We start from the raw sequence: 21370 nt of genomic DNA, 5'->3' as shown, positions 1-21370 counted from the left end.
CATTCTAATGTAAACTAGCACCTTTAACTATTATGCTTTCCAGCGCTAAATTCACGCATCATGCAGCCCATACTCAAATCCAGTAAACTTAATAATGTCTGCTACGATATCCGCGGCCCTGTTTTGCAGCGTGCACGCGAGATGGAAGAAGACGGCCAACGTATCATCAAGCTTAATATCGGCAATCCGGCGGCCTTTGGATTTGAGGTGCCTGAAGAGATCCAGCAGGATGTCATCCGCAACATGTCGAAGGCGGGCGGCTATACCGACAGCAAAGGTTTGTTCGAGCCGCGCAAAGCCATCATGCATTATACGCAAGGCAAGCATATTCAGGGTGTGACCGTCGATGACATCATTATCGGCAATGGCGTATCAGAACTGATCGTGATGGCGATGCAGGGCTTGCTGAATAATGGTGACCAGATTCTGGTGCCGATGCCTGATTACCCGTTATGGACGGCTGCGGTGAATCTTGCTGGCGGTACCGCACGACATTACCTGTGTGATGAAGCAACGGGCTGGATGCCTGACCTGAAGGATATTGAATCCAAGATTACCGCCAATACGCGCGGCATTGTGGTGATTAACCCGAATAACCCAACGGGCGCTTTATATCCGCCGGAAATTCTGCAGGGAATTATTGATATTGCCCGCCATCATGGCCTGGTGATTTTTGCCGATGAGATCTACGATAAAGTCTTATACGATGGCAATGTGCATACCTCAATCGCTTCACTGGCGAATGATGTATTGTTTGTAACCTTTAACGGGTTATCAAAAAACTACCGTACCTGCGGCTACCGTGCCGGCTGGATGATCATCAGCGGTGAGAAAAAACACGCTAAAGATTACATCGAAGGCCTCAATATGCTGGCATCCATGCGCTTGTGCGCCAATGTGCCAGGCCAGCTGGCCATTCAGACTGCACTGGGCGGTTACCAGAGCATTGATGACCTGGTAGCGCCGGAAGGCCGTTTATGCAAACAGCGTGATATTGCCTATGAAATGCTCAATGCGATTCCGGGCGTGAGCTGCAGCAAGCCACAGGCTGCCATGTATCTGTTTCCGCGGTTGGATCCGGAAATTTACCCGATCAAGGATGACCAGCAGTTCATTCTGGATCTGCTGCTGGAGGAAAAGGTATTGCTGGTGCAGGGTACCGGGTTTAACTGGAAGACGCCTGACCATTTCCGCGTAGTGTTTTTACCGAATGTGGATGATCTTGCCGAGGCGATCAGGCGTATTTCCAGGTTTCTGGAAAACTATAGAAAAAAACATAACACGAACAACATTGGAGCAAAGGCTTGAAACAGTCAGAGAATAAAGTCTTAAGCGTAGGCATATTGGGCTTAGGCACGGTAGGTGGCGGTACCTATACGGTTTTAAAACGTAATGCGGCAGAGATCAGCCGCCGCAGCGGTGTTGAAATTAAAGTGGTGCAGGTTGCCGATAGAAATATCGAGCATGCAAAGGCCGCAGTTGCCGGCAGCGTCGACGTGACGGATGATGCTTTTGCTGTAGTCAATAACCCAGACGTTGATGTCGTTGTAGAACTGATTGGTGGTTACACTTTAAGCAAAGAACTGGTATTGCAGGCGATTGCCAATAAAAAGCACGTTGTGACTGCCAACAAGGCGCTGATCGCGTTGCATGGCAACGAGATTTTTGCTGCCGCAAAAGCGAACAATGTGATCGTGGCTTATGAAGCGGCCGTTGCCGGCGGCATCCCTATCATTAAAGCGTTGCGCGAAGGTTTGGGCGCAAACCGTATCGAATGGGTCGCCGGCATCATTAACGGTACCACTAACTTTATTCTTACCGAAATGCGTGAAAAAGGCCTTAACTTTGCAGACGTATTAGGTGAGGCGCAACGACTGGGTTACGCCGAGGCCGACCCTACATTTGACGTGGAAGGGATTGATGCCGCGCATAAGCTGACAATCATGTCAGCAATCGCTTTCGGTATGCCGATGAAATTTGAACAAGCCTACACGGAGGGCATTACCAAGCTGCAACAGGTAGATATCAAATATGCCGAAGAGCTGGGTTATCGCGTTAAATTACTGGGTATCACCAAGCGTACGGATGACGGTGTCGAGTTGCGTGTACACCCAACCCTGATCCCGGAAAAGCGCCTGGTTGCCAATGTGAACGGCGCGATGAACGCCGTGGTGGTGAAGGGCGATGCCGTTGGTCCTACGCTGTACTATGGCGCCGGTGCCGGTGCAGAGCCGACAGCAAGCGCAGTAGTAGCGGATTTGATGGATGTAGCGCGTCTTATGGATGCAAGCAGCGCGCAGCGTGTACCGTACCTGGCATTCCAGCCTGAGCAGGTGCAGGATCTGCCTATCTTGCCTATTGATAAAGTCAAGAGCGCTTATTACCTGCGTTTGCGTGCCAGTGATAAACCTGGCGTGCTGGCTGACGTGACAAAAGTCCTGGGTGACCGTGACATTTCGATTGATGCCATGATGCAAAAAGAACCGGATGAGAATGAGACGGAAGCTGACATCGTGATCCTGACGCATATCACGGTTGAAGAAAACATGAACGCAGCAATTGCAGCGATTGAGGCACTGCCTGCCATTGCCGGAAAAGTCGTGCGTATCCGTATGGAAGAGCTGGCGAAATAGGCCATGTTCTGTCATTCCAGCGCAAGCTGGAATCCAGGTCACCATGCAGCCTTGTATTTATATTCTGGCGAGTAAGAAAAATGGCATTTTGTACGTTGGAGTTACGTCGGATTTAATAAAACGAGTATGGCAGCATAAAAACGATTTGGCAGAAGGTTTTACCAAAAAGTATGCCGTGCATGAATTGGTGTATTACGAAATCCATGAAACGATGGAATCGGCAATTGCTCGAGAGAAGAATATAAAAGCGTGGAAACGTGCCTGGAAGATTGAACTTATTGAGCGAAGTAATTTAGTTTGGCGTGATTTATATCACGACCTATTGTAACTGGATTCCAGCTTGCGCTGGAATGACGGAAGTTTGAGAGATTAGTATGAAATATATCAGTACCCGCGGACAGTCACCTGCACAAAGCTTCAGCCAGATCCTGTTGGGCGGTTTAGCGCCGGACGGCGGTTTATACCTGCCTGAAAGCTACCCGCAATTCACCGATGCAGATTTGACCGCGATGCGCAGCCTATCTTATCCGGACCTGGCATTTGCGATTCTGTCGCGCTTTGTGGATGACATTCCTGCAAATGACTTGAAAGCGATCATCGATAAAACCTACCGTGCGGATGTCTATGCCTATACCCGTAAAGGCCAGAATGCTGGCGATATTACGCCGACATTGAAGCTGGAAGATCATCTGTACCTGTTGAGCCTTTCCAATGGCCCGACATTGGCATTTAAAGACATGGCAATGCAGCTGCTGGGCAACCTGTTTGAATACGTGCTGACCAAAGAAGGCAAAACGACCAATATTCTGGGGGCAACTTCCGGAGATACCGGTTCAGCAGCTGAATATGCGATGCGCGGCAAAAAAGGCATCCGCGTGTTCATGCTGTCGCCGCACAAGAAAATGAGCCGTTTCCAGACCGCGCAGATGTTCAGCCTGCAGGATGACAACATCTACAATATTGCCGTGAATGGCGTGTTTGATGACTGTCAGGATATGGTGAAGGCTGTTTCTAATGATGCGGCATTCAAAGCTCAACATAAAATCGGCGCAGTGAACTCTATCAACTGGGGTCGTATCGTGGCACAGGTGGTGTACTACTTTAAAGGCTATTTTGCGGTGACGCAGAATAATGCGCAGAAAGTCAGTTTCTCAGTGCCCTCAGGTAACTTCGGCAACGTGTGCGCCGGCCACATTGCCCGTATGATGGGATTGCCGGTTGATAAACTGATTGTGGCCACCAATGAGAATGATGTGCTGGACGAGTTCTTTAAAACCGGCGTTTACAGTCCGCGCGGTTCAGCCAATACTTACCACACATCGAGTCCGTCTATGGATATCAGCAAAGCGTCGAATTTTGAGCGATTTGTGTATGATTTAGTGGGGCGTGACAGCGATAAAACCCGCGCTTTGTGGAGCAAGGTAGATAGCGGCGGCAGTTTCGACCTGAACGCAGATGGCTATTTTGCGAAAATTCCTGAATACGGATTCGTTTCCGGCAGCAGCAACCATGCTAACCGCATACAGACGATACGCGAAACCAAGAAAAAATATGATGTAGTGATCGATACGCACACTGCGGATGGCCTGAAAGTCGCGCTGGAGTATTTTGACCGGCAGACGCCGATGGTGGTGCTGGAAACGGCATTGGCCGCCAAGTTCGAAGAATCTATTGTCGAGGCATTGGGCACAGTACCTGAACGCCCGGCTGCGTTGAATAACATTGAAGATTTACCGCAGCGCTTCACCGTGATGGACGCAGACGCTGCGGCAATCAAACAGTTTATTGTCGAGAAAACGAGCTAGGACGCTATGCAGGTTTATCATGAGCTGCTGCGCCATGTGTTAGAGCATGGTAACAAGAAGGAAGACCGTACCGGTACAGGTACAACCTCGGTATTCGGTTACCAGATGCGTTTTAACCTCGCCGATGGTTTTCCCTTGCTCACCACTAAAAAACTGCACCTGAAATCCATCATCCATGAATTACTGTGGTTTTTGCAGGGCAGTACCAATATTGCCTACCTCAAAGAGAATGGTGTGCGTATCTGGGATGAATGGGCGGATGAGAATGGCAACCTTGGTCCTGTCTATGGTTATCAGTGGCGCAGCTGGCCTAAGCCGGATGGAACGCATATAGACCAGATTACGCAAGTCGTTGAATCCATCAAAAAGAACCCGGATTCACGCCGTTTGATCGTATCGGCCTGGAATGTGGCTGATGTCGACCAGATGAAACTGCCGCCTTGCCATGCGTTTTTCCAATTCTACGTTGCAGATGGCAAATTGAGCTGCCAGCTCTATCAACGCAGTGCGGATATCTTCCTGGGCGTGCCGTTTAACATTGCTTCTTATGCCTTGCTTACCATGATGGTGGCGCAGGTGTGCAACCTGAGGCTGGGTGACTTTGTGCATACGCTGGGTGATGCGCATATTTACTCCAACCACATGGAACAGGTGGCCGAGCAATTGAGCCGAACCCCGCGTGCATTGCCGACGATGCATATTAATCCTGACGTGAAGGACATCTTCAGTTTTAAATATGAAGATTTCACTTTGGAAAATTACGATCCATATCCCGCCATTAAAGGTCAGGTAGCGGTCTGAGGCAAAAAAATGGTTGCCTTGTCGGGAATACAAGGCAACCTAAACTTGCAACTTACAGGGGATAAGGATAAGTCACAAGAAATGCAGAAAAACTATTACTACTTAACCATTAGTTCGTTGTGTTTGCGCCCTCCTTATTCATTGTAGACAAAGCTGATTTATAGTTCAGATACTCATCTGCTGATACCATGCCGTCGTGGTCGGCATCGGTCACATCAAAAACATTGGCTAAAGTTTTGTCTTTGACCGCTTCTTTTAGCGATATCTTTCCGTCTGTGTTGGCATCCAGTTTCCTGAAATCAGCATCAGCTGTTTTGTTTGCTGCTGACTCAACCTTTTTGCTGTCTGCTGCCTTGTTGTCAGCGAATGCCAGGGTGCCAACACTGCTGCCGAAAAATATGGCCATCGTTCCGGCAGTCATTAGGCGTACTGTATTATTTGATAAATTGAATTTCATTAATCAACTCCTGAATGTTTTTAAGATCACTGCAAATTTAACTACAATTGATAGTTAGCGATTATCGTGCCAAGTTTTTTTATCATTAATAATCATGTAGTTACGAATTTATGCGGATTTTATGAATCCGCCATGATGTCGCTTAACAGCGACATGTATATGGGGTGCTAGCCTAACTGCATGATTTTAATGCGTTAAGTTTGTCTGTTATCAGCGACAGTCAGGTGTGTCTGTATCTGCATGAATGGACGCGCTGCATAGCCATGATTGATCCTTAAGGCCTGGTTTTTACGGCCTGCCTGCGTTTCTGCGTTATTTTTCATTGATGTGAGCCAGCTGTTTTAGCTCCTATTTCTATTGGCATGGATCATGCATATTGACCACTACCATCAAAGTAGATGATTAGGAGGTAACTAAATGAATAGATTGTTAAAACGAACAGCACAGCTAGTGTGCATAGCATTGGCAGCAGGAACGCTTACGGTATTTGCCAAATCCAGCCCGACATTTGATATTCATACCAGCGTGGTATCAAAGGCGGCAGAAAGTGAAAAGGGTGTCGTGATGGTGGTTACGCCGCGCGGCAACGCTGCGGCTGAAGCTGCATACCTGTTGTTGGCACAGGTTAAGCAAAATGAAGGCTTTGCACCGTTATTGCTTACGGTCGAAAATGAGAAAGTGGCCGGGTATAAAGCGGCTTTGGGCTTACCTAATTCCGGGCTGCCTGCTGTTATCTTCTTTAATAAATCGGGTAAGGAAATTGCGCGCGTAGTGCCCGCCAAGTCCGCAGCCGGCAAGTCCACAACCGCTAAGTCTGCAATGACCAGGACTGCGGCTGCCAGAGCTGCAACAGTCAGGTATAGGCACATGCAATATCAGCTTACTTAGTGCATATGGCTGAGATCTGATCGTAATTTATTGGGTATCAGGCAGTCATCTACCAGGCCTGGCGTGGTTTGCTGGATGATTGCCATACGCTGTATGGCAGCGTGTCATTCAGCATGCATCACCATTCTGTATGCTTAGTTTTTGAAGGTGTTTGCCTGTATATGATGCCGTTCCAGCAGGCGGTAGAACTCGGTGCGGTTGCGCTGCGCTAATTTGGCTGCCTGGGTCACATTGCCCTGGGTCAGTTTTAACAGGTTGATCAGGTACGATTGCTCGAAATTCCGACGGGCTGAATCAAAAGAAATGATTCCATTTGATTCATCCTGCAAGGATTTCTGCACCAGGCTTGCAGGCACGATCTGTGTCGTTGCAAGTACTACCATCTGTTCAACCATATTCTGCAGCTGGCGCACATTGCCTGGCCACGGTGCTGCAATCAGCGCTTCTAGGGCATCTGGTGCAAAGCCGTGCACTTTTTTCTTGTATTTTTTATTGTAGATGCCGATAAAGTGGTTGGCCAGCAGGCTTATATCCTCGCGGCGGTTCGCCAGGGAAGGTATTTCAAGTCCCACCACGTTGATCCGGTAAAACAGGTCCTCGCGAAAACGCTCATTCTGCATTTCCACAGACAGGTTGCGGTGGGTGGCTGAGATGAGCCTCACATCGATTTTGACGTCAGCGGTATTGCCGACAGGGCGGATGGTGCGTTCCTGCAATGCCCTTAACACCTTGACCTGAAGAGGCAGCGGCATGTCGCCGATTTCATCCAGAAACAGGGTGCCGCCATCTGCACTCTGGAATAAGCCAATATGTGATTTTGTAGCGCCCGTGAATGAGCCTTTGCTATGGCCGAACAGTTCGGACTCGAGCAGGTTTTCAGGAATGGCACCGCAGTTGATCGCTACAAACGGTTTGGAGTGGCGCGGACTTGCATGGTGAATTGCCCGCGCCAGCAGCTCTTTGCCGGTGCCGCTTTCGCCCTGGATAAAGACGCTGGCATCAGTGCCAGCAACAAGTCTCGCCTGCCCAAGCAGACTTTCCATTTGCGGGCTGCGTGTGATGATCTCTGCACGCCAGTCATTATTTTCTTCCGTATCGGACTGAGCCGTGTGTGTGCCATTCAGGCGCAGTGCCGTGGCTACCTGGTGCAGCAGCTCCTTGCTGTCGAACGGTTTGGTCAGAAAGCCGAACACGCCGCGCTGGGTGGCGCTTACGGCATCCGGTATCGAGCCGTGAGCTGTCAATATGATGACCGGCAAGGCTGGGTGCGCGTGATGTACAGCCTCCAGCAAGGCCATGCCATCCATGGCCGGCATGCGCAAATCGCTGATGACAACGTCGGGGCGTTGCAGCGCAATGGCTGACATGGCTTCAACGCCGTTATTGGCGGTCGCGGTGTCGTAGCCGGCAGCACGCAGGCGTATGCTGATCAGTTTCAGTATGTCCTGGTCATCATCTACGATAAGTATATAGGGCTTATGCATGTGTCTTGCCTAGTTATTAGATTTTGAATCACGGTCGTTCATGGTTTTTTCAATGTTTTTCAATTCATTCAGCTTCTGTTCCAATACTTTGTTTTTCAGTTCCAGCGCTTCGTACTTCTGTTGTGCAGTCTCAAGTTTTTTCATGTCGTCCCGGTTTCTCTGTAACTGCTTTGTATAGTCTGTCGTATATTCATACAGCAGGCTGAGCAGAAAAGCATCTGAAGGGTGCAGCGTATTTTCCTGTAATAAATCCTGAAGCAAATTCTGTGCCTTGGCATTATCACGCAGGCGGCTGCTAGGGAGTGCAAACATCGATGCCAGCTTGAGGCGATGCAGCAGGATGTTTTTGTTTTCTGCCGCCGCCTGGTTAATTTCCGCAAATGTTTTCTTTTGCATTTCCGGCGTCAGGTTTGAATAACTGTCGATGAACGCCAGCAGTTCTGACACGTTGCTTTGTTTAAACGGGCTGGTTTTTATGGCATTGATCTTGCCGTTACCGGCAGTGTTGCCGATGAGAGGTTTGCTGCTGCATGCACAGCTTAAGATCAGGCTGCAAATTAATAATGTAAAATTTTTGCTGTTCATTTGAATCTCAATTATCAGTTTTTATAATTTTGGGTAAAGTCACGATGAAGTGCGCCCCCTGCTGTGAAGGGGCGAGCTCAATGCTGCCGTCGTGCGCTTCTGCAAGGTCTTTTGTGATAGCCAGGCCCAGGCCGCTGCCGCTGATCAGGCTTTTGTGCAAATGCGTGCCTCTGTAAAACGGGGAGAATAATTTTTCCTGATCGGCCTTATCCAGCCCCGGGCCATCATCGATGACTTCGATAATGAAATGGCTCTTGTCTTCATTGCTGCGTATTTTAATATGACCAAGGTCAGGGCTGTAACGCACGGCATTGGATACCAGATTGTCCATGATGATCGTCAGTTTTTCACGGTCAGCTGTGATCCGGTCGAGATTGGAGATGGTTTCAATGACCAATTGCTTGTTGCGGATACTGAGTTCGTGTGCGCCGATTACTTCAGCCATGAGTTCCGGCAGGTTGATGGTCTGCAAATCAAGCTTGCGCTGTATGGATTCCAGTTTGGTATAGTCAAGCAGATTTTCAATCATGCGCTGCAGGCGGATCGTGTTATCCCTCAGGATATGGGTGATTTCTGCCTGCTGTACGGATAATGACCCGCCTATCCCGTCATTCAACAACTCGGTAGCCTCTCTAATTGCTGTCAGCGGTGTTTTAAGTTCATGTGAGATATGGCGCAGGAACTGCTGTTTTTGTTCGTTCAGTTCTTTGAGCTCGGCTCGCAGCCAGTCCAGGCGTTGCCCCAGGACACGCAGGTTGCCGGGACCATCAATCGCAATTTCCTGGTCATAATACCCCTCGCCAAGTGCTTTGATGGCTTTATCCATGCGGCGGATCGGCCGTGCAAGCATAAATGCTATGCAGCCCGCTACCAGCAGCGCCAGCGGGATCAATACCAGGCTCTGTATCAGTAAGTTTCTTTGCGTCTTCTTTGCAGCCAGCGTCAGCTGGGATGAGGTTTTATCTATTTCCCGGTTGTTTTCTTCAATGATCGTCTCGATCTGCTGCGTAAGCCGGCTGAAGGTGTCAAGGAAATCCAGTTGCGTCGTTTGGGTGCCGATAGAGTTCAGGATCAGCTGGTTGAGCTGCCTGGTTTGCTGGCGCAGCGCATGGATTTTTTCCAGTTGCGGACGGTAAGCCGTTAGTTGCTGCAATTCGACAACGGCCGCATCAAATTTAGTGTCGGCCTGCTTGTAGTTCATGAACAGCGCGTCATCCTGCAGCACATAGTATTGCCTGATGCTGCGTTCCATCAAGTACACCTGTTCTTGCAGCGTGCGGGCTGCACGCGTGGTCCTGACAGCGTTGTAGATGGTGATTTCGCTTTGTTCTGCAAGTTTATCAAATGCAATGTTGGCATTTGTAAAAGCCCACAGCAAAGGGAAAATGGCGAATGCAAAGCCAATTAACAGCAGCTTCAGAAACGAGCCGGGATAATGAATGCGCATGGGTCAGTCGAGGTCAATCTTTGCAAACATCCAGTATAATTGATAGATGACTAAATTATCTATTATCGTGGCGATCGCTAAAAACAGGGTTATTGGAATCAACAATACATTGCCTTGGCATCTGCCTGAAGATTTAAAACGTTTCAGAGCGCTGACCATGGGGCACCATATCATTATGGGGCGTAAAACTTATGAGTCCCTGGGACGGTTGCTGCCAGGCCGTACTACTGTCATTGTAACGCGCAATCAGGATTACCAAGTTGAAGGTGCGCTTGTTGCGCATTCATTGCAGGATGCCATCGCGCTGTGCAGGGATGATGACGAGATATTCCTGATCGGCGGCGCAGAACTTTACCAGGCAGGCCTGGACCTGGCTGATAGGTTATACGTGACTGAAATTGACCTGGCCGTGGCAGGCGATGCGCATTTCCCGCAGATTCCGTTACAGCAATGGCATGAAACGGCGCGCGAAGCGCATGTTTCTGAAAAAGGCCTGCAGTTCAGTTACGTTATTTATCAGCGTTAACCGCCAGTAAATAACGTCACTTAATCTTAAAAAGCGTAACTTAATCTTAAAAACGTAAACCGCCTGCGATTTACTGCTCCACGCAGTCTACGTAGTAAATCGCTTTGCCGTCTTCTATCCGTTTTACCAGGCCATGCACGTCGGTTTCAAAGCCCGGGAAGCGTTCATTGAACTCGCGTGCGAATTTCAGGTAGTTCACGATGATCCTGTTGAAGCGTTCGCCCGGAATCAGCAGCGGAATACCGGGCGGGTAGGGCGTCAGCAGTACAGCCGTGATGCGGCCTTCCAGCTCGTCAATCGCTACGCGGTCGATCTTGCGATGAGCCATCTTGGCAAAAGCATCCGTCGGTTTCATGGCAGGTATCATGTCTGACAGGTACATTTCGGTGGTCAGGCGCGCGACATCATTCGCTTTGTAAACCTCATGGATCTGTGTGCACAGGTCACGCAAGCCCATACGCTCATAACGTGGCTGTTTCTGTACAAACTCCGGCAATACTTTCCATAGCGGCTGGTTCTTGTCGTAGTCGTCCTTAAACTGCTGCAATGCCGCTACCATCGTGTTCCAGCGGCCTTTGGTGATGCCGATCGTGAACATGATAAAGAATGAATACAGGCCGGTTTTCTCGACAATGACGCCGTGTTCAGCCAGGTACTTGGTTACGATTGCGGCGGGGATCCCGAATTCTTCAGAGAAATCGCCATCAATATCGAGCCCCGGCGTGATAATGGTCGCCTTGATCGGATCCAGCATGTTGAAGCCTTCAGCCAGGTTGCCGAAGCCGTGCCAGCTTTCATTGGCCTTCAGCATCCAGGCTTCGCGCTCTTCGATGCCTTCTTCAGAAAGGTCGTTCGGCCCCCACACCTTGAACCACCAGTCGGTGCCCCATTCTTCATCCACCTTGCGCATGGCGCGGCGGAAATCCAGCGCCTCCATGATGGATTCTTCCACCAGCGCGGTGCCGCCAGGCGCTTCCATCATCGCTGCCGCTACGTCACAGCTGGCGATGATCGAGTACTGCGGGCTGGTAGAGGTATGCATTAAATAGGCTTCATTGAATACATCGCGGTCCAGGTTGTTCTGTTCCGCATCCTGCACCAGGATCTGTGAAGCCTGGCTCAGGCCGGCAAGCAGTTTGTGTGTGGATTGCGTAGAGAATACCATGCTCTCCTTGCAGCGCGGACGGTCCGCCCCAATCGCATGGTAATCACCATAGAAATCGTGGAAAGTGGCATGCGGCAGCCAGGCTTCATCGAAATGCAGGGTGTCGATCTTGCCGTCGAGCATTTCCTTGATTTCTTCCACGTTGTACAGCACGCCGTCGTAAGTGGACTGAGTAATGGTCAGCACGCGTGGTTTTGCGTTCTTGTCGGTCGCAAACGGGTTGCGCTCGATTTTTTTCTGAATGTTTTCCCAGGAGAATTCGCTTTTAGGGATCGGGCCGATAATGCCGAAATGGTTACGTGTCGGCATTAAAAATACCGGGATCGCACCGGTCATGATGATGGAGTGCAGCACGGACTTGTGGCAGTTACGGTCCACGACAACAATATCGCCCGGTGCAACCGTGCTGTTCCATACGATCTTGTTTGAAGTGGAAGTACCATTTGTTACGAAGTACAGGTGATCGCAGTTGTAGATACGCGCTGCATTACGTTCAGACGCGGCAACCGGCCCCGTGTGATCCAGCAGTTGCCCCAGTTCATCTACAGCGTTGCAAACGTCGGCGCGCAGCATGTTCTCGCCAAAGAACTGGTGGAACATCTGGCCAACGGGAGATTTCAGGAACGCTACGCCGCCGGAGTGACCGGGGCAGTGCCATGAATAGGAGCCGTCAGCCGCATAATGCGTCAGCGCCTTGAAGAATGGCGGTGGCAGGCTATCCAGATAGGCTTTTGCTTCGCGGATGATCAGGCGCGCCACAAACTCCGGCGTATCTTCGTTCATGTGGATGAAGCCGTGCAATTCGCGTAACACGTCGTTGGGAATATGGCGTGAGGTGCGTGTTTCACCGTGCAGGAAAATAGGGATTTCCTCGTTGCGGTGACGGATTTCAGCGACGAAGTTACGCAGTTGCTCAATGGCCTCGGGCTTTTCTTCAATAAACTCTTCATCGTCGATAGAGAGAATAAATGCCGATGCACGGCTCTGCTGCTGCGCAAACGAGGTCAGGTCACCGTAACTGGTCACACCCAGCACCTCGGTGCCTTCTTCTTCAATGGCACGAGCCAGGACGCGAATACCCAAACCTGATGAGTTTTCAGAGCGGAAGTCTTCGTCGATGATGACGACGGGGAAGCGAAATTTCATAGTAACCTTTGTGTGTTATTGCCTTGCTCGTCATTCTGGCGCAGGCCAGAATCCAGACCAAGTATTTCAGGATATAAATCTTGCCAATTAGGATTCAGTTGCTCAATAAGGCGAACTTTCCAAACTCGCTGCCAGAATTTAAGTGCTTTTTCTCTCGTAATTGCAGATTCCATTGTTTCATGAGGCTCATACCAAACAACATTATGTAATCGATACTTTTTAGTAAAGCCGTCAGCTACTTCATGTTTGTGCTGCCATACGCGTTTTATTAAATCGGAGGTAACGCCAATATATAAGGTGCCGTTACGCTGATTTGTCATCATGTAAACACAAGGCTGCATATTTTATCTAGTCTGGATTCTGGCCTGCGCCAGAATGACGGAGATGTCTAGATTTTTGGCAACGTTACGCCAACCTGGCCCTGGTATTTTCCGCCGCGGTCTTTATAGCTGGTTTCGCAGATATCATCTTCATCTGCTTCAAAGAACAGCACTTGCGCGCAGCCTTCATTGGCATAGATTTTTGCCGGCAGCGGTGTGGTGTTGCTGAACTCTAATGTGACATAGCCTTCCCATTCCGGTTCAAACGGCGTTACGTTGACGATAATGCCGCAGCGTGCATAGGTGGATTTACCCAGGCACACTGTCAGTACATTACGCGGGATGCGGAAATATTCAACTGTGCGGGCCAGTGCGAATGAGTTCGGCGGAATGATGCAGTAATCCGCATTGACCTCTACGAATGAATTCGGGTCAAAGTTTTTCGGGTCTACAATCGTGCTGTTAAGGTTGGTAAATAGTTTGAATTCTTTTGAGCAGCGAATATCGTAACCATAGCTTGACGTGCCGTAAGACACCAGGCGCTGGCCATCTGGGGACATCTTGACCTGATTAGGCTCAAACGGCTCGATCATGCCATGTTGTTCTGCCATACGGCGTATCCATTTGTCAGATTTAATGCTCATAAGTGTTTATATTTACAGAGTTAAAAGTGAATCGCATTATAAAGCCTAACGAATGAATAATGCGGAAAAATATCGATTTTTGGCCGAAAAAAACCTCACAAACCAAGGCTGGCTGTGAGGTTAGTCTGCAGGCAGGTTTTCTGGCTGTGATATTAGTGTTTATCGCCACCTAGTTCGATACTGTAACGCCAGAACTGGTCTTGCGATTCAAAGATCACGCTTGATTCCTGTGGGTCGCGGTTACCGGCGGTGTATTGGTGCAGCGGCGTCTTGTCTTCTGCCCAGGCTTTTACAATCGGGTCTACCAGGCGCCATTGCGCTTCCACTTCGCTGATGTGCAGGTATTGCGAAGGATCGCCTTCCATCAGGTTCAGCATCAGGGTTTCATATGAATCGATGGTTTCATCGCCTTGCTGGCGCTGCGGTGCATCGATGCTCAAGGTGCGTGTTGCGACATCCAGGCCCGGAATCTTGGATTCGATTTCCATTTTGATACATTCGCGTGGCTGGATATTAATGGTGAGCCAGTTCTGGTGCTGGCCAGCTACCAATTCCATTGGGGCTTTCTTGAAGCGGATCGAGATGGCGGTGTTGCCTTCGTGCATGCGTTTTGCCGTGCGTACGTAGAAAGGCACGCCTTTCCAGCGCGGGTTGTCGATGAACAGTTTTACCGCGGCATAGGTTTCGGTATGGCTTGATTCAATGCCGTCACGTTTCAGCTCTTCCAGGTAACCCGTTACGTTCTCGCCGTGACCGTCGCCTACACATACGCGGCCAGCCGCATACTGCGCGCGGAATGCCTGCTTGTTCAGGTTTTTGGTATCCACCGGGCGGATCGATTGCAGCAGTTTGATTTTTTCGGCACGGATGCTGTCCGGGGTCAGGTCTGCCGGTTTTTCCATCGCCACCAGAGCCAGTGTCTGCAGCAGGTGGCTCTGGAACATGTCACGCAATGCGCCGGTTGCATCGTAGAACGTGGTGCGGTCGCCTACGCCCAGGGTTTCGTTGTTGGTGATCTGGATGTGGTCAATGTGTTCGCTGTTCCATAACGGTTCAAACATCGTGTTGGCAAAGCGCGTGAGCATGATGTTCTGCACTGCAGATTTACCCAGGTAGTGGTCAATGCGGTAGATCTGGCTTTCCTTGAGGTACTTGGTCAATTCAGCCTGCAATGCCTGGGCACTTGGCAGGTCGGTGCCGAATGGTTTCTCGATCAATACACGGCGCCAGTATTTGCTTTCATCCACCAGGCCTACGCCGGAGAGTTGCTCAACAATGACGGCAAAATCTGTAGGACGTACTGACAGGAAGTACGCCAGGTTTTGCGGGAATATTGATTCGTCACCCAGTTTGGCCGCCATTTTCTGGAATGAGTCGGCATCGGTCGGCGGGTTTGAGTGGTAATGATTACGGGCGATAAAACGGTCGTATACTTTCTGGTCGTAGCCGTCTTTAAATTTTTTATCAAGCATGCCTTTTATTTCGGCTTGCCATTGATCGCGGGATAATTCACTGCGGCCTACAGATAGAATCTTCATGTCATCAGCAAGGCGGCCTGCTGCATCCAGACGGAACAAGCCTGGCATTAACTTAATGCGTGATAAATTACCGCTTGCGCCAAAAAGTACAAGGGTACAGGGGTCTATTTGTTTAGCCATTATTTCAGATTCTCTCGATAGGTTTTTACAGGTGCCTGGGCAACTTTTAAGTTAAAATAGCCAGTTATTAAATTTATTGTAATTATACCGAAAAAGGCACTACTGTTTTATGCAAAAATCACAAACAACTCAAGTTAAATCACTGACATTGGCGAATCATCAAACTTCACGCTGGCATAGTTTCAGTTCACAGGATGAGATCAACCAGGCTGCTGTAAAACGTATCCTTGAGGCGGCTGACGAGGCGATTGCCCAATACGGCAGTTTCCTGATTGTGCTGGCCGGCGGCAGCACGCCTAAAAGTGTGTACCAGTTGCTGGCAAAAGAGCAGGCGGATTGGGCCAAATGGCATGTTTACCATAATGATGACCGCTGCCTGCCGGTAGATCATGCCGAGCGCAACAGCAAAATGGCGCGTGATGCATGGCTGAATCATGTGGCGATTCCGCAGGCGCAAATCCACGATATTCCGGCGGAGTTGGGTAATGTTGAAGGTGCGAAAGCCTATGCAGAAACGCTGGCAGGCGTGCGCAGTTTTGACCTCGTGATCCTGGGCCTGGGTGAGGATGGACATACGGCTTCGTTGTTTCCTGGTCAGGCTGTAGATAACAGTGCAGACGCGGTGCCTGTATTCAACTCACCGAAACCGCCTGCCGACCGCGTGACTATCAGCCAGAATCGCCTGAACAATACGCATGAAGTCCTGTTTCTGGTCACTGGTGCCGGCAAACAGGAAGCCGTTGATAACTGGCTGAATGGCGTTGCCATTCCGGCAACATTGATTGCACCTGCCCAAGGCGTAGATGTCTACTGCTTTGGCGTCAAGGTCGCTGCGTAGCAGCGGGCCCTTGGCGGACATAACCCCAGCGGTCATGGCGTCAAGGTCGCTGCGTAGCAGCGGGCCCTTGACGGACATAACCCTTGCGGTCATGGCGTCAAGGTTAGATTCGCTAGAACTATCCCTAACCTAAAAGTCTATTGATTCTGTCATTCCGGCCTTTGCCGGAATGACGGTTTTATGATATTCCGTAAAAAAACGAACCAATCTTTAGATTGATGCAAAGTTTTCAAAAGTAACCTTTGGCGAAATTATGCATGGCCGCCAAAGGTTCGCGCAGCGCGCCTTGGGATAGCATGCCCCGGTTTGTCCAGCATGTAGTTGGGGCGGCAGCGTAGGTGACGTTAAATCCCTGGAAATGGCCTGCTTCCACCAGTTTTTCTGTACGCCACAGATGGTAGGGTTCGGACACGATGATGACCGTGTGGATGTGTGCTGCTTTTAGCATCGGTGCGGAAAACTCAAGGTTTTCTTTGGTGGAGCGGGATTCCGTTTCCATCAGTATCGCGCCTTGATAGCCTTTTTGTTTTGCGTAGGCCGCCATGAATTCGGCTTCGACCTTGCTGTACTTGTTTTTGCGTCCGCCAGTCATGGCGAGTGCTGACACTGCGCCTTGTGCCGCCAGTGATAGCCCTTTGTCCACGCGTCCGGTCAGGCATGGGTTGGGGGCGCCGTGCATATGGATGCGGTTTCCCAAGATCAGTGCCGCATCATGTTTTGCAGGCGCAGCGCTACTGAGCGACTTTTTGGCATGCAGGCCAATGATCGTGAACAGTGCGAGGTAGCTGCCTGTGAATGCGATCATCAGGTAGCAGAGCAGCCGGTACACAAGTCTGGAATTAAACAATTTCTTTAACTTGAATCATAAAGTTAAATCATGTCCTGCATCCGGCCGCTACCGGTTTTATGTGTTCTGAATCACGATATTCGGGAATTTGCTGCTGTGATCCAGGCTGGTGTTGGCAATCTTGATTGCGGCTTGACGTGCGATATCTTTATAAATACCGGCCACTTTGCCGTCAGGGTCGGCGATTACGGTTGGCTTTCCGCTATCTGCCTGCAAGCGAATGCCGATATCCAGTGGCAGGGAACCCAGTAAATCCACGTTGTAGTCTTTAGCCATCAGTTCGCCGCCGCCTGCACCGAAAATATGTTCTTCATGGCCGCATTTGCTGCAGATGTGGGTGCTCATGTTTTCTACAATGCCTAAAATCGGGATATTCACTTTTTCAAACATTTTCAGGCCCTTGCGCGCATCAAGCAGGGCAATATCCTGAGGTGTGGTCACGATAATGGCGCCTGTGACCGGAATTTTCTGCGATAAGGTCAGTTGAATATCGCCCGTGCCCGGCGGCAGGTCGATGATCAGGTAATCCAGGTTCTGCCAGTTGGTTTCACGCAGCAGCTGTTCCAGCGCGCTGGTAACCATCGGGCCACGCCATACCATAGGCGTGTCGGTATCAATCAGGAAGCCGATAGACATCGCCTGTATGCCGTGTGCCTGCATCGGTTCCATGCTTTTTCCGTCTTTACTGTCTGGGCGGCCGCTGATGCCCAGCATCTGCGGCTGGCTCGGGCCGTAAATATCCGCATCCAGCAGGCCGACGGTCGCGCCCTCTGCGGCCAGCGCCAGTGCCAGGTTGACTGAGGTAGTGGATTTGCCGACACCGCCTTTGCCTGAGGCTACGGCAATGATGTTTTTAACATTAGGCAGCAGGCTCACACCTTGCTGTGCCTTGTGTGCAACGATTTTGCTGCTGACATTGACGGTGATGCTGCCTATGCCGTCGATTCCCTGTAGCGCTTCGGTGACCAGTTTCTGTATGCCGGCCATGACTGATTTAGCAGGATAGCCAAGCACGATATCCAAACTGACATCATTACCGTTAACCTTGATGTTTCTTGCTGATTTACCGCTCACAAAGTCTTTGCCGGTGTTGGGGTCTATGCATACTTTCAGCGTGCTTTGAATGAGTAATTCTGTAATTGCCATTGCCTGAATTCCTGATTGATATAGTAGGGCACTTTCATAAAGACATTCTTTGGGCGCATGGTGCCGCACCCCAAACTCTGCCTGTATAAAATTGCCTGTGAGTTAATTAAGTTGAGTAAAAAGATGGGTTATTCTAACTGATTGTGCGATTGATTGCATAAGCGGCCTGGTTATTTTGCGGAAAAATATGATCATCCCGGTATGATTGTCCGGCTAATGCGCACAAAACCGGCAATCATAGCTGGGTGAACCATGCAGCATTTGCTAGAATACGGTTTTAGCTTAATAGATCCATTTATCTCATGGCAATTTCAAACACTCCCCGCAAAATCCTTGTAACTTCTGCGCTCCCTTACGCAAACGGCAGTATCCATCTTGGGCACCTGGTCGAGTACATTCAAACCGATATCTGGGTGCGTTTCCAGAAAATGCAGGGCCATACCGTGCATTATGTATGTGCTGACGATACGCACGGAACGCCTATCATGCTGCGTGCCGAAAAGGAGGGCATCACGCCGGAGACCCTGATCGGGAATGTGCATAAAGAGCATAGCGCCGATTTTGCAGGATTCCTGATTGGCTTTGACCACTACTACTCAACTAATGCGCCGGAAAACAAAGCGCTTTCACAAGGTATTTACAAGCGCTTGAAAGCTGCCGGCAAGATTGCGACCAAAACGATAGAGCAGTTCTATGACCCGGTCAAAAACATGTTCCTGCCGGACCGTTTTATTAAAGGCGAATGCCCGAAATGCCATGCGAAAGACCAATATGGTGATTCATGTGAGGTTTGTGGCGCAACTTATAACCCTACCGAGCTGATCAATGCGTATTCTGCGGTATCCGGTGCAGCGCCGGTGCGTAAGGATACCGAGCATTATTTCTTCAAGTTATCGGAATGTGAGGATTTTCTTAAAGACTGGACGCGCTCAGGAACGCTGCAAGGCGAGGCCGCCAACAAGATGGGCGAGTGGTTCGAAAACGGTCTCAATGACTGGGATATTTCCCGCGATGCCCCTTACTTCGGTTTTGAAATCCCTGATGCCCCTGGTAAATACTTTTACGTATGGCTCGATGCGCCGATTGGCTACATGGCCAGTTTCAAGAAGCTGTGCGCGGATAAGAGTATTGATTTTGATGAATACTGGAATAAAGACTCTGCAACAGAGCTTTATCATTTTATCGGCAAGGATATTTTGTATTTCCATGCCTTGTTCTGGCCGGCAACGCTGGCATACGCCGATTACCGTACGCCTACACAGATTTTTGCACATGGCTTTTTAACCGTAAACGGTGAAAAGATGAGCAAATCGCGCGGCACGTTCATTACTGCGCGCAGCTACCTGGACCACATCAAGAACCCGGAATACCTGCGTTATTACTACGCGGCTAAACTGAACAGCACGATGGAGGATATCGACCTCAACCTGGAAGATTTTGTCGCACGCGTGAACAGTGATTTGGTGGGCAAGTATATCAACATTGCCAGCAGGACAGCAGGTTTCATTAACAAGCGTTTTTGCGGTAAATTAAGCCCATCTGCCGCTAATTCCGTGATTGCCGAAATCAAGGCAGCAGCACAGCTGGTGGCTGACAGCTATGCCGAGCGGGAGTACAGCAAAGCCTTGCGTGAAATCATGCGCCTGGCCGACTTGGCGAATGGTTTTGTAGCGGATAAAGCCCCCTGGGTGCTTGCCAAGCAGGAAGGGCAGGATGCCCTGCTGCAGGAAGTGTGTTCGGACGCACTTGAAATGTTCCGCCTGTTGACCTTGTACTTGAAGCCGGTGCTTCCCAAGCTGGCAGAAGAGATTGAGCAGTTCCTGAATATCGCGCCGCTGACCTGGGCAGTCGTGGATGCTTCACTGCCGGCACAGCACGTTATCAATGCTTACGAACACCTGATCACCCGTGTTGATTCCAAGCTGATTGAAGCCATGACGGAAGCCAATAAGGAGAACCTGCAGGCAACTCCGGCGCCGCAGCCTCATTCAGAGCAGCGCCATGCACAGCATCAGCAGAATGAAGCCAATGCCGATGCGGAAGCATCTGCATATATTTCAATTGATGATTTTACCAAGGTTGATTTGCGTATCGCTCAAATCGTGAATGCGGAACATGTAGAGGGCGCCGAAAAGCTGCTTAAATTAACCTTGGATATCGGTGAAGAACAGCCGCGCCAGGTGTTTGCCGGCATTAAATCCGCTTATGATCCGGCAACCCTGGTTGGCCGTTTGACCGTGATGGTGGCCAACCTTGCGCCGCGTAAAATGAAATTCGGCATGAGCGAGGGCATGGTGCTGGCTGCGAGCGACGAGCGCGGCGGGCCATTTATCCTTTCGCCGGACAGCGGTGCCCAGCCGGGTATGCGGGTTAAATAGAAGTCTGGATATATAGCCTTTAGCCAAAGGCTGGCTTGCATTGCGAGCCAAGCCCAATAGAAAAGCCCCTGACCAGGGGCTTTTCTATTGGGAGGTATATGCTTGTTTCCGGCCATGCCGGATGTTCATGTTTTTATTGCTTGGGTTTATCTTTTGCCGCTTTAACATCGGTAGTTTTTACGCTTGCTGCCGCTTTAATGGTCTTGGCGTCTTTTGTTGAACCCGCCGCTTTTTTTGCTTTAGGTGCAATGGCAGTGGTTGGGCCTGTAATGGATATATCTTTGCGCAGGCTTTCCAGTGTGGCATCGCCGATGCCATCTACCTGATTCAGGTCATCAACTGATTTGAAATTACCCTTAGTTTTGCGGTAGTCAATGATGGCTTGTGCCTTTTTGGGGCCAATGCCTGGCAGGCTTTCAAGTTCTGCCTGCGTTGCCGTATTGATATTAACCCCTGCTATTGCGCTGATACTGACGCTTAAAAAGGCGATTAGTGCAAGTATGACTTTTTTCATTTGCTTTTCCTCGGATTAGATACAGATGTTGAATAGGGTAATTGCCTGCAATTGCAAAGCAATTACCCGTCATCATATATTAAATGGG

The 21370-nt window shown here is 49.9% G+C and carries 21 protein-coding genes; 9 read left to right on the top strand and 12 right to left on the bottom strand.

The genetic code is table 11. The features are described from left to right. Positions 1 to 60 precede the first annotated feature (60 nt). The 5 genes from GQ51_RS04290 to GQ51_RS04270 are packed head-to-tail and all read left to right on the top strand — an operon-like array spanning position 61 to position 5239. The gene (locus GQ51_RS04290; protein WP_047550211.1) at positions 61 to 1308 is read left to right on the top strand and encodes a pyridoxal phosphate-dependent aminotransferase; all 1248 of its coding nucleotides are present in this window, start codon (positions 61 to 63) and stop codon (positions 1306 to 1308) included. Then, the gene (locus GQ51_RS04285) at positions 1305 to 2633 is read left to right on the top strand and encodes a homoserine dehydrogenase (RefSeq protein ID WP_047550208.1); all 1329 of its coding nucleotides are present in this window, start codon (positions 1305 to 1307) and stop codon (positions 2631 to 2633) included. The genes GQ51_RS04290 and GQ51_RS04285 overlap by 4 nt, the downstream gene beginning before the upstream one ends. Positions 2634 to 2676: 43 nt before the next feature. After that, positions 2677 to 2961, top strand: coding sequence for a GIY-YIG nuclease family protein (locus GQ51_RS04280; protein WP_047550205.1), 285 nt, complete (start codon positions 2677 to 2679; stop codon positions 2959 to 2961). Positions 2962 to 3007: 46 nt separating this feature from the next. Next, on the top strand, positions 3008 to 4438 hold the full coding sequence (thrC, locus tag GQ51_RS04275; protein WP_047550202.1) for a threonine synthase: 1431 nt from the start codon (positions 3008 to 3010) through the stop codon (positions 4436 to 4438). Positions 4439 to 4444: 6 nt separating this feature from the next. Further along, on the top strand, positions 4445 to 5239 hold the full coding sequence (locus tag GQ51_RS04270) for a thymidylate synthase (RefSeq protein ID WP_047550200.1): 795 nt from the start codon (positions 4445 to 4447) through the stop codon (positions 5237 to 5239). Between the two features lie 109 nt (positions 5240 to 5348). On the opposite strand, the gene GQ51_RS04265 is transcribed toward GQ51_RS04270, so the two are convergent. After that, positions 5349 to 5696, bottom strand: coding sequence for a hypothetical protein (locus tag GQ51_RS04265; RefSeq protein ID WP_047550198.1), 348 nt, complete (start codon positions 5694 to 5696; stop codon positions 5349 to 5351). A gap of 194 nt (positions 5697 to 5890) precedes the next feature. Next, positions 5891 to 6019 carry a hypothetical protein gene (locus GQ51_RS12590; RefSeq protein ID WP_268746806.1) on the bottom strand — a complete coding sequence of 43 codons (129 nt, stop codon included), beginning with the start codon at positions 6017 to 6019 and terminating at the stop codon, positions 5891 to 5893. 94 nt (positions 6020 to 6113) lie between these two features. On the opposite strand from GQ51_RS12590, the gene GQ51_RS04260 reads away from it, so the two are divergent. Further along, positions 6114 to 6584 (top strand): hypothetical protein, encoded by a 471-nt coding sequence (locus GQ51_RS04260; protein ID WP_152604111.1) that lies wholly within the window; start codon positions 6114 to 6116, stop codon positions 6582 to 6584. 134 nt (positions 6585 to 6718) lie between these two features. Here GQ51_RS04260 and GQ51_RS04255 read toward each other — a convergent pair whose 3' ends face one another. From GQ51_RS04255 to GQ51_RS04245, 3 genes are read right to left on the bottom strand one after another with little or no spacing between them, the layout of a single operon-like run. Further along, positions 6719 to 8068 (bottom strand): sigma 54-interacting transcriptional regulator, encoded by a 1350-nt coding sequence (locus tag GQ51_RS04255; protein WP_047550193.1) that lies wholly within the window; start codon positions 8066 to 8068, stop codon positions 6719 to 6721. A 9-nt stretch (positions 8069 to 8077) separates the two neighbouring features. Beyond that, positions 8078 to 8653 (bottom strand): hypothetical protein, encoded by a 576-nt coding sequence (locus GQ51_RS04250; RefSeq protein ID WP_047550192.1) that lies wholly within the window; start codon positions 8651 to 8653, stop codon positions 8078 to 8080. Between the two features lie 7 nt (positions 8654 to 8660). Beyond that, positions 8661 to 10100 carry a HAMP domain-containing sensor histidine kinase gene (locus tag GQ51_RS04245; protein ID WP_047550191.1) on the bottom strand — a complete coding sequence of 480 codons (1440 nt, stop codon included), beginning with the start codon at positions 10098 to 10100 and terminating at the stop codon, positions 8661 to 8663. Between the two features lie 46 nt (positions 10101 to 10146). Between GQ51_RS04245 and GQ51_RS04240 the strand changes: the two genes are divergently transcribed. Next, on the top strand, positions 10147 to 10626 hold the full coding sequence (locus tag GQ51_RS04240) for a dihydrofolate reductase (RefSeq protein WP_047550190.1): 480 nt from the start codon (positions 10147 to 10149) through the stop codon (positions 10624 to 10626). A 70-nt stretch (positions 10627 to 10696) separates the two neighbouring features. Here GQ51_RS04240 and GQ51_RS04235 read toward each other — a convergent pair whose 3' ends face one another. The 4 genes from GQ51_RS04235 to zwf form a co-directional block, all read right to left on the bottom strand. Beyond that, positions 10697 to 12937 (bottom strand): arginine/lysine/ornithine decarboxylase, encoded by a 2241-nt coding sequence (locus GQ51_RS04235; RefSeq protein WP_047550184.1) that lies wholly within the window; start codon positions 12935 to 12937, stop codon positions 10697 to 10699. Continuing rightward, positions 12934 to 13278, bottom strand: coding sequence for a GIY-YIG nuclease family protein (locus tag GQ51_RS04230; protein WP_047550182.1), 345 nt, complete (start codon positions 13276 to 13278; stop codon positions 12934 to 12936). The genes GQ51_RS04235 and GQ51_RS04230 overlap by 4 nt, the downstream gene beginning before the upstream one ends. Before the next feature lie 47 nt (positions 13279 to 13325). Further along, entirely contained in the window at positions 13326 to 13901 is a 576-nt protein-coding gene (dcd, locus tag GQ51_RS04225; RefSeq protein ID WP_047550179.1) for a dCTP deaminase, read from the bottom strand. Positions 13902 to 14053: 152 nt separating this feature from the next. After that, positions 14054 to 15559 carry a glucose-6-phosphate dehydrogenase gene (gene zwf, locus GQ51_RS04220; RefSeq protein WP_047550176.1) on the bottom strand — a complete coding sequence of 502 codons (1506 nt, stop codon included), beginning with the start codon at positions 15557 to 15559 and terminating at the stop codon, positions 14054 to 14056. Positions 15560 to 15668: 109 nt separating this feature from the next. On the opposite strand from zwf, the gene pgl reads away from it, so the two are divergent. Next, a complete protein-coding gene (gene pgl / locus GQ51_RS04215; RefSeq protein WP_081987087.1) occupies positions 15669 to 16397 on the top strand; it encodes a 6-phosphogluconolactonase in 729 nt (242 codons plus the stop codon). A gap of 229 nt (positions 16398 to 16626) precedes the next feature. Here pgl and GQ51_RS04210 read toward each other — a convergent pair whose 3' ends face one another. After that, entirely contained in the window at positions 16627 to 17244 is a 618-nt protein-coding gene (locus GQ51_RS04210; RefSeq protein ID WP_152604110.1) for a YdcF family protein, read from the bottom strand. A 57-nt stretch (positions 17245 to 17301) separates the two neighbouring features. Continuing rightward, complete coding sequence (gene apbC / locus GQ51_RS04205; protein WP_047550165.1) at positions 17302 to 18390, bottom strand: iron-sulfur cluster carrier protein ApbC; 1089 nt, start codon at positions 18388 to 18390, stop codon at positions 17302 to 17304. A gap of 302 nt (positions 18391 to 18692) precedes the next feature. On the opposite strand from apbC, the gene metG reads away from it, so the two are divergent. Beyond that, a complete protein-coding gene (gene metG / locus GQ51_RS04200; RefSeq protein WP_047550162.1) occupies positions 18693 to 20768 on the top strand; it encodes a methionine--tRNA ligase in 2076 nt (691 codons plus the stop codon). Between the two features lie 133 nt (positions 20769 to 20901). Here the strand turns inward: metG and GQ51_RS04195 are convergent, their stop codons facing one another. Further along, positions 20902 to 21282, bottom strand: coding sequence for a ComEA family DNA-binding protein (locus GQ51_RS04195; RefSeq protein ID WP_081987086.1), 381 nt, complete (start codon positions 21280 to 21282; stop codon positions 20902 to 20904). Between the last annotated feature and the right edge of the window lie 88 nt (positions 21283 to 21370).

It is taken from the genome of Methylotenera sp. G11, from assembly GCF_000799735.1.
Classification (GTDB): Bacteria; Pseudomonadota; Gammaproteobacteria; order Burkholderiales; family Methylophilaceae; genus Methylotenera.
Note: the sequence above shows the minus strand (reverse complement) of the source record. Positions and strands in the feature narration are given on the sequence as shown.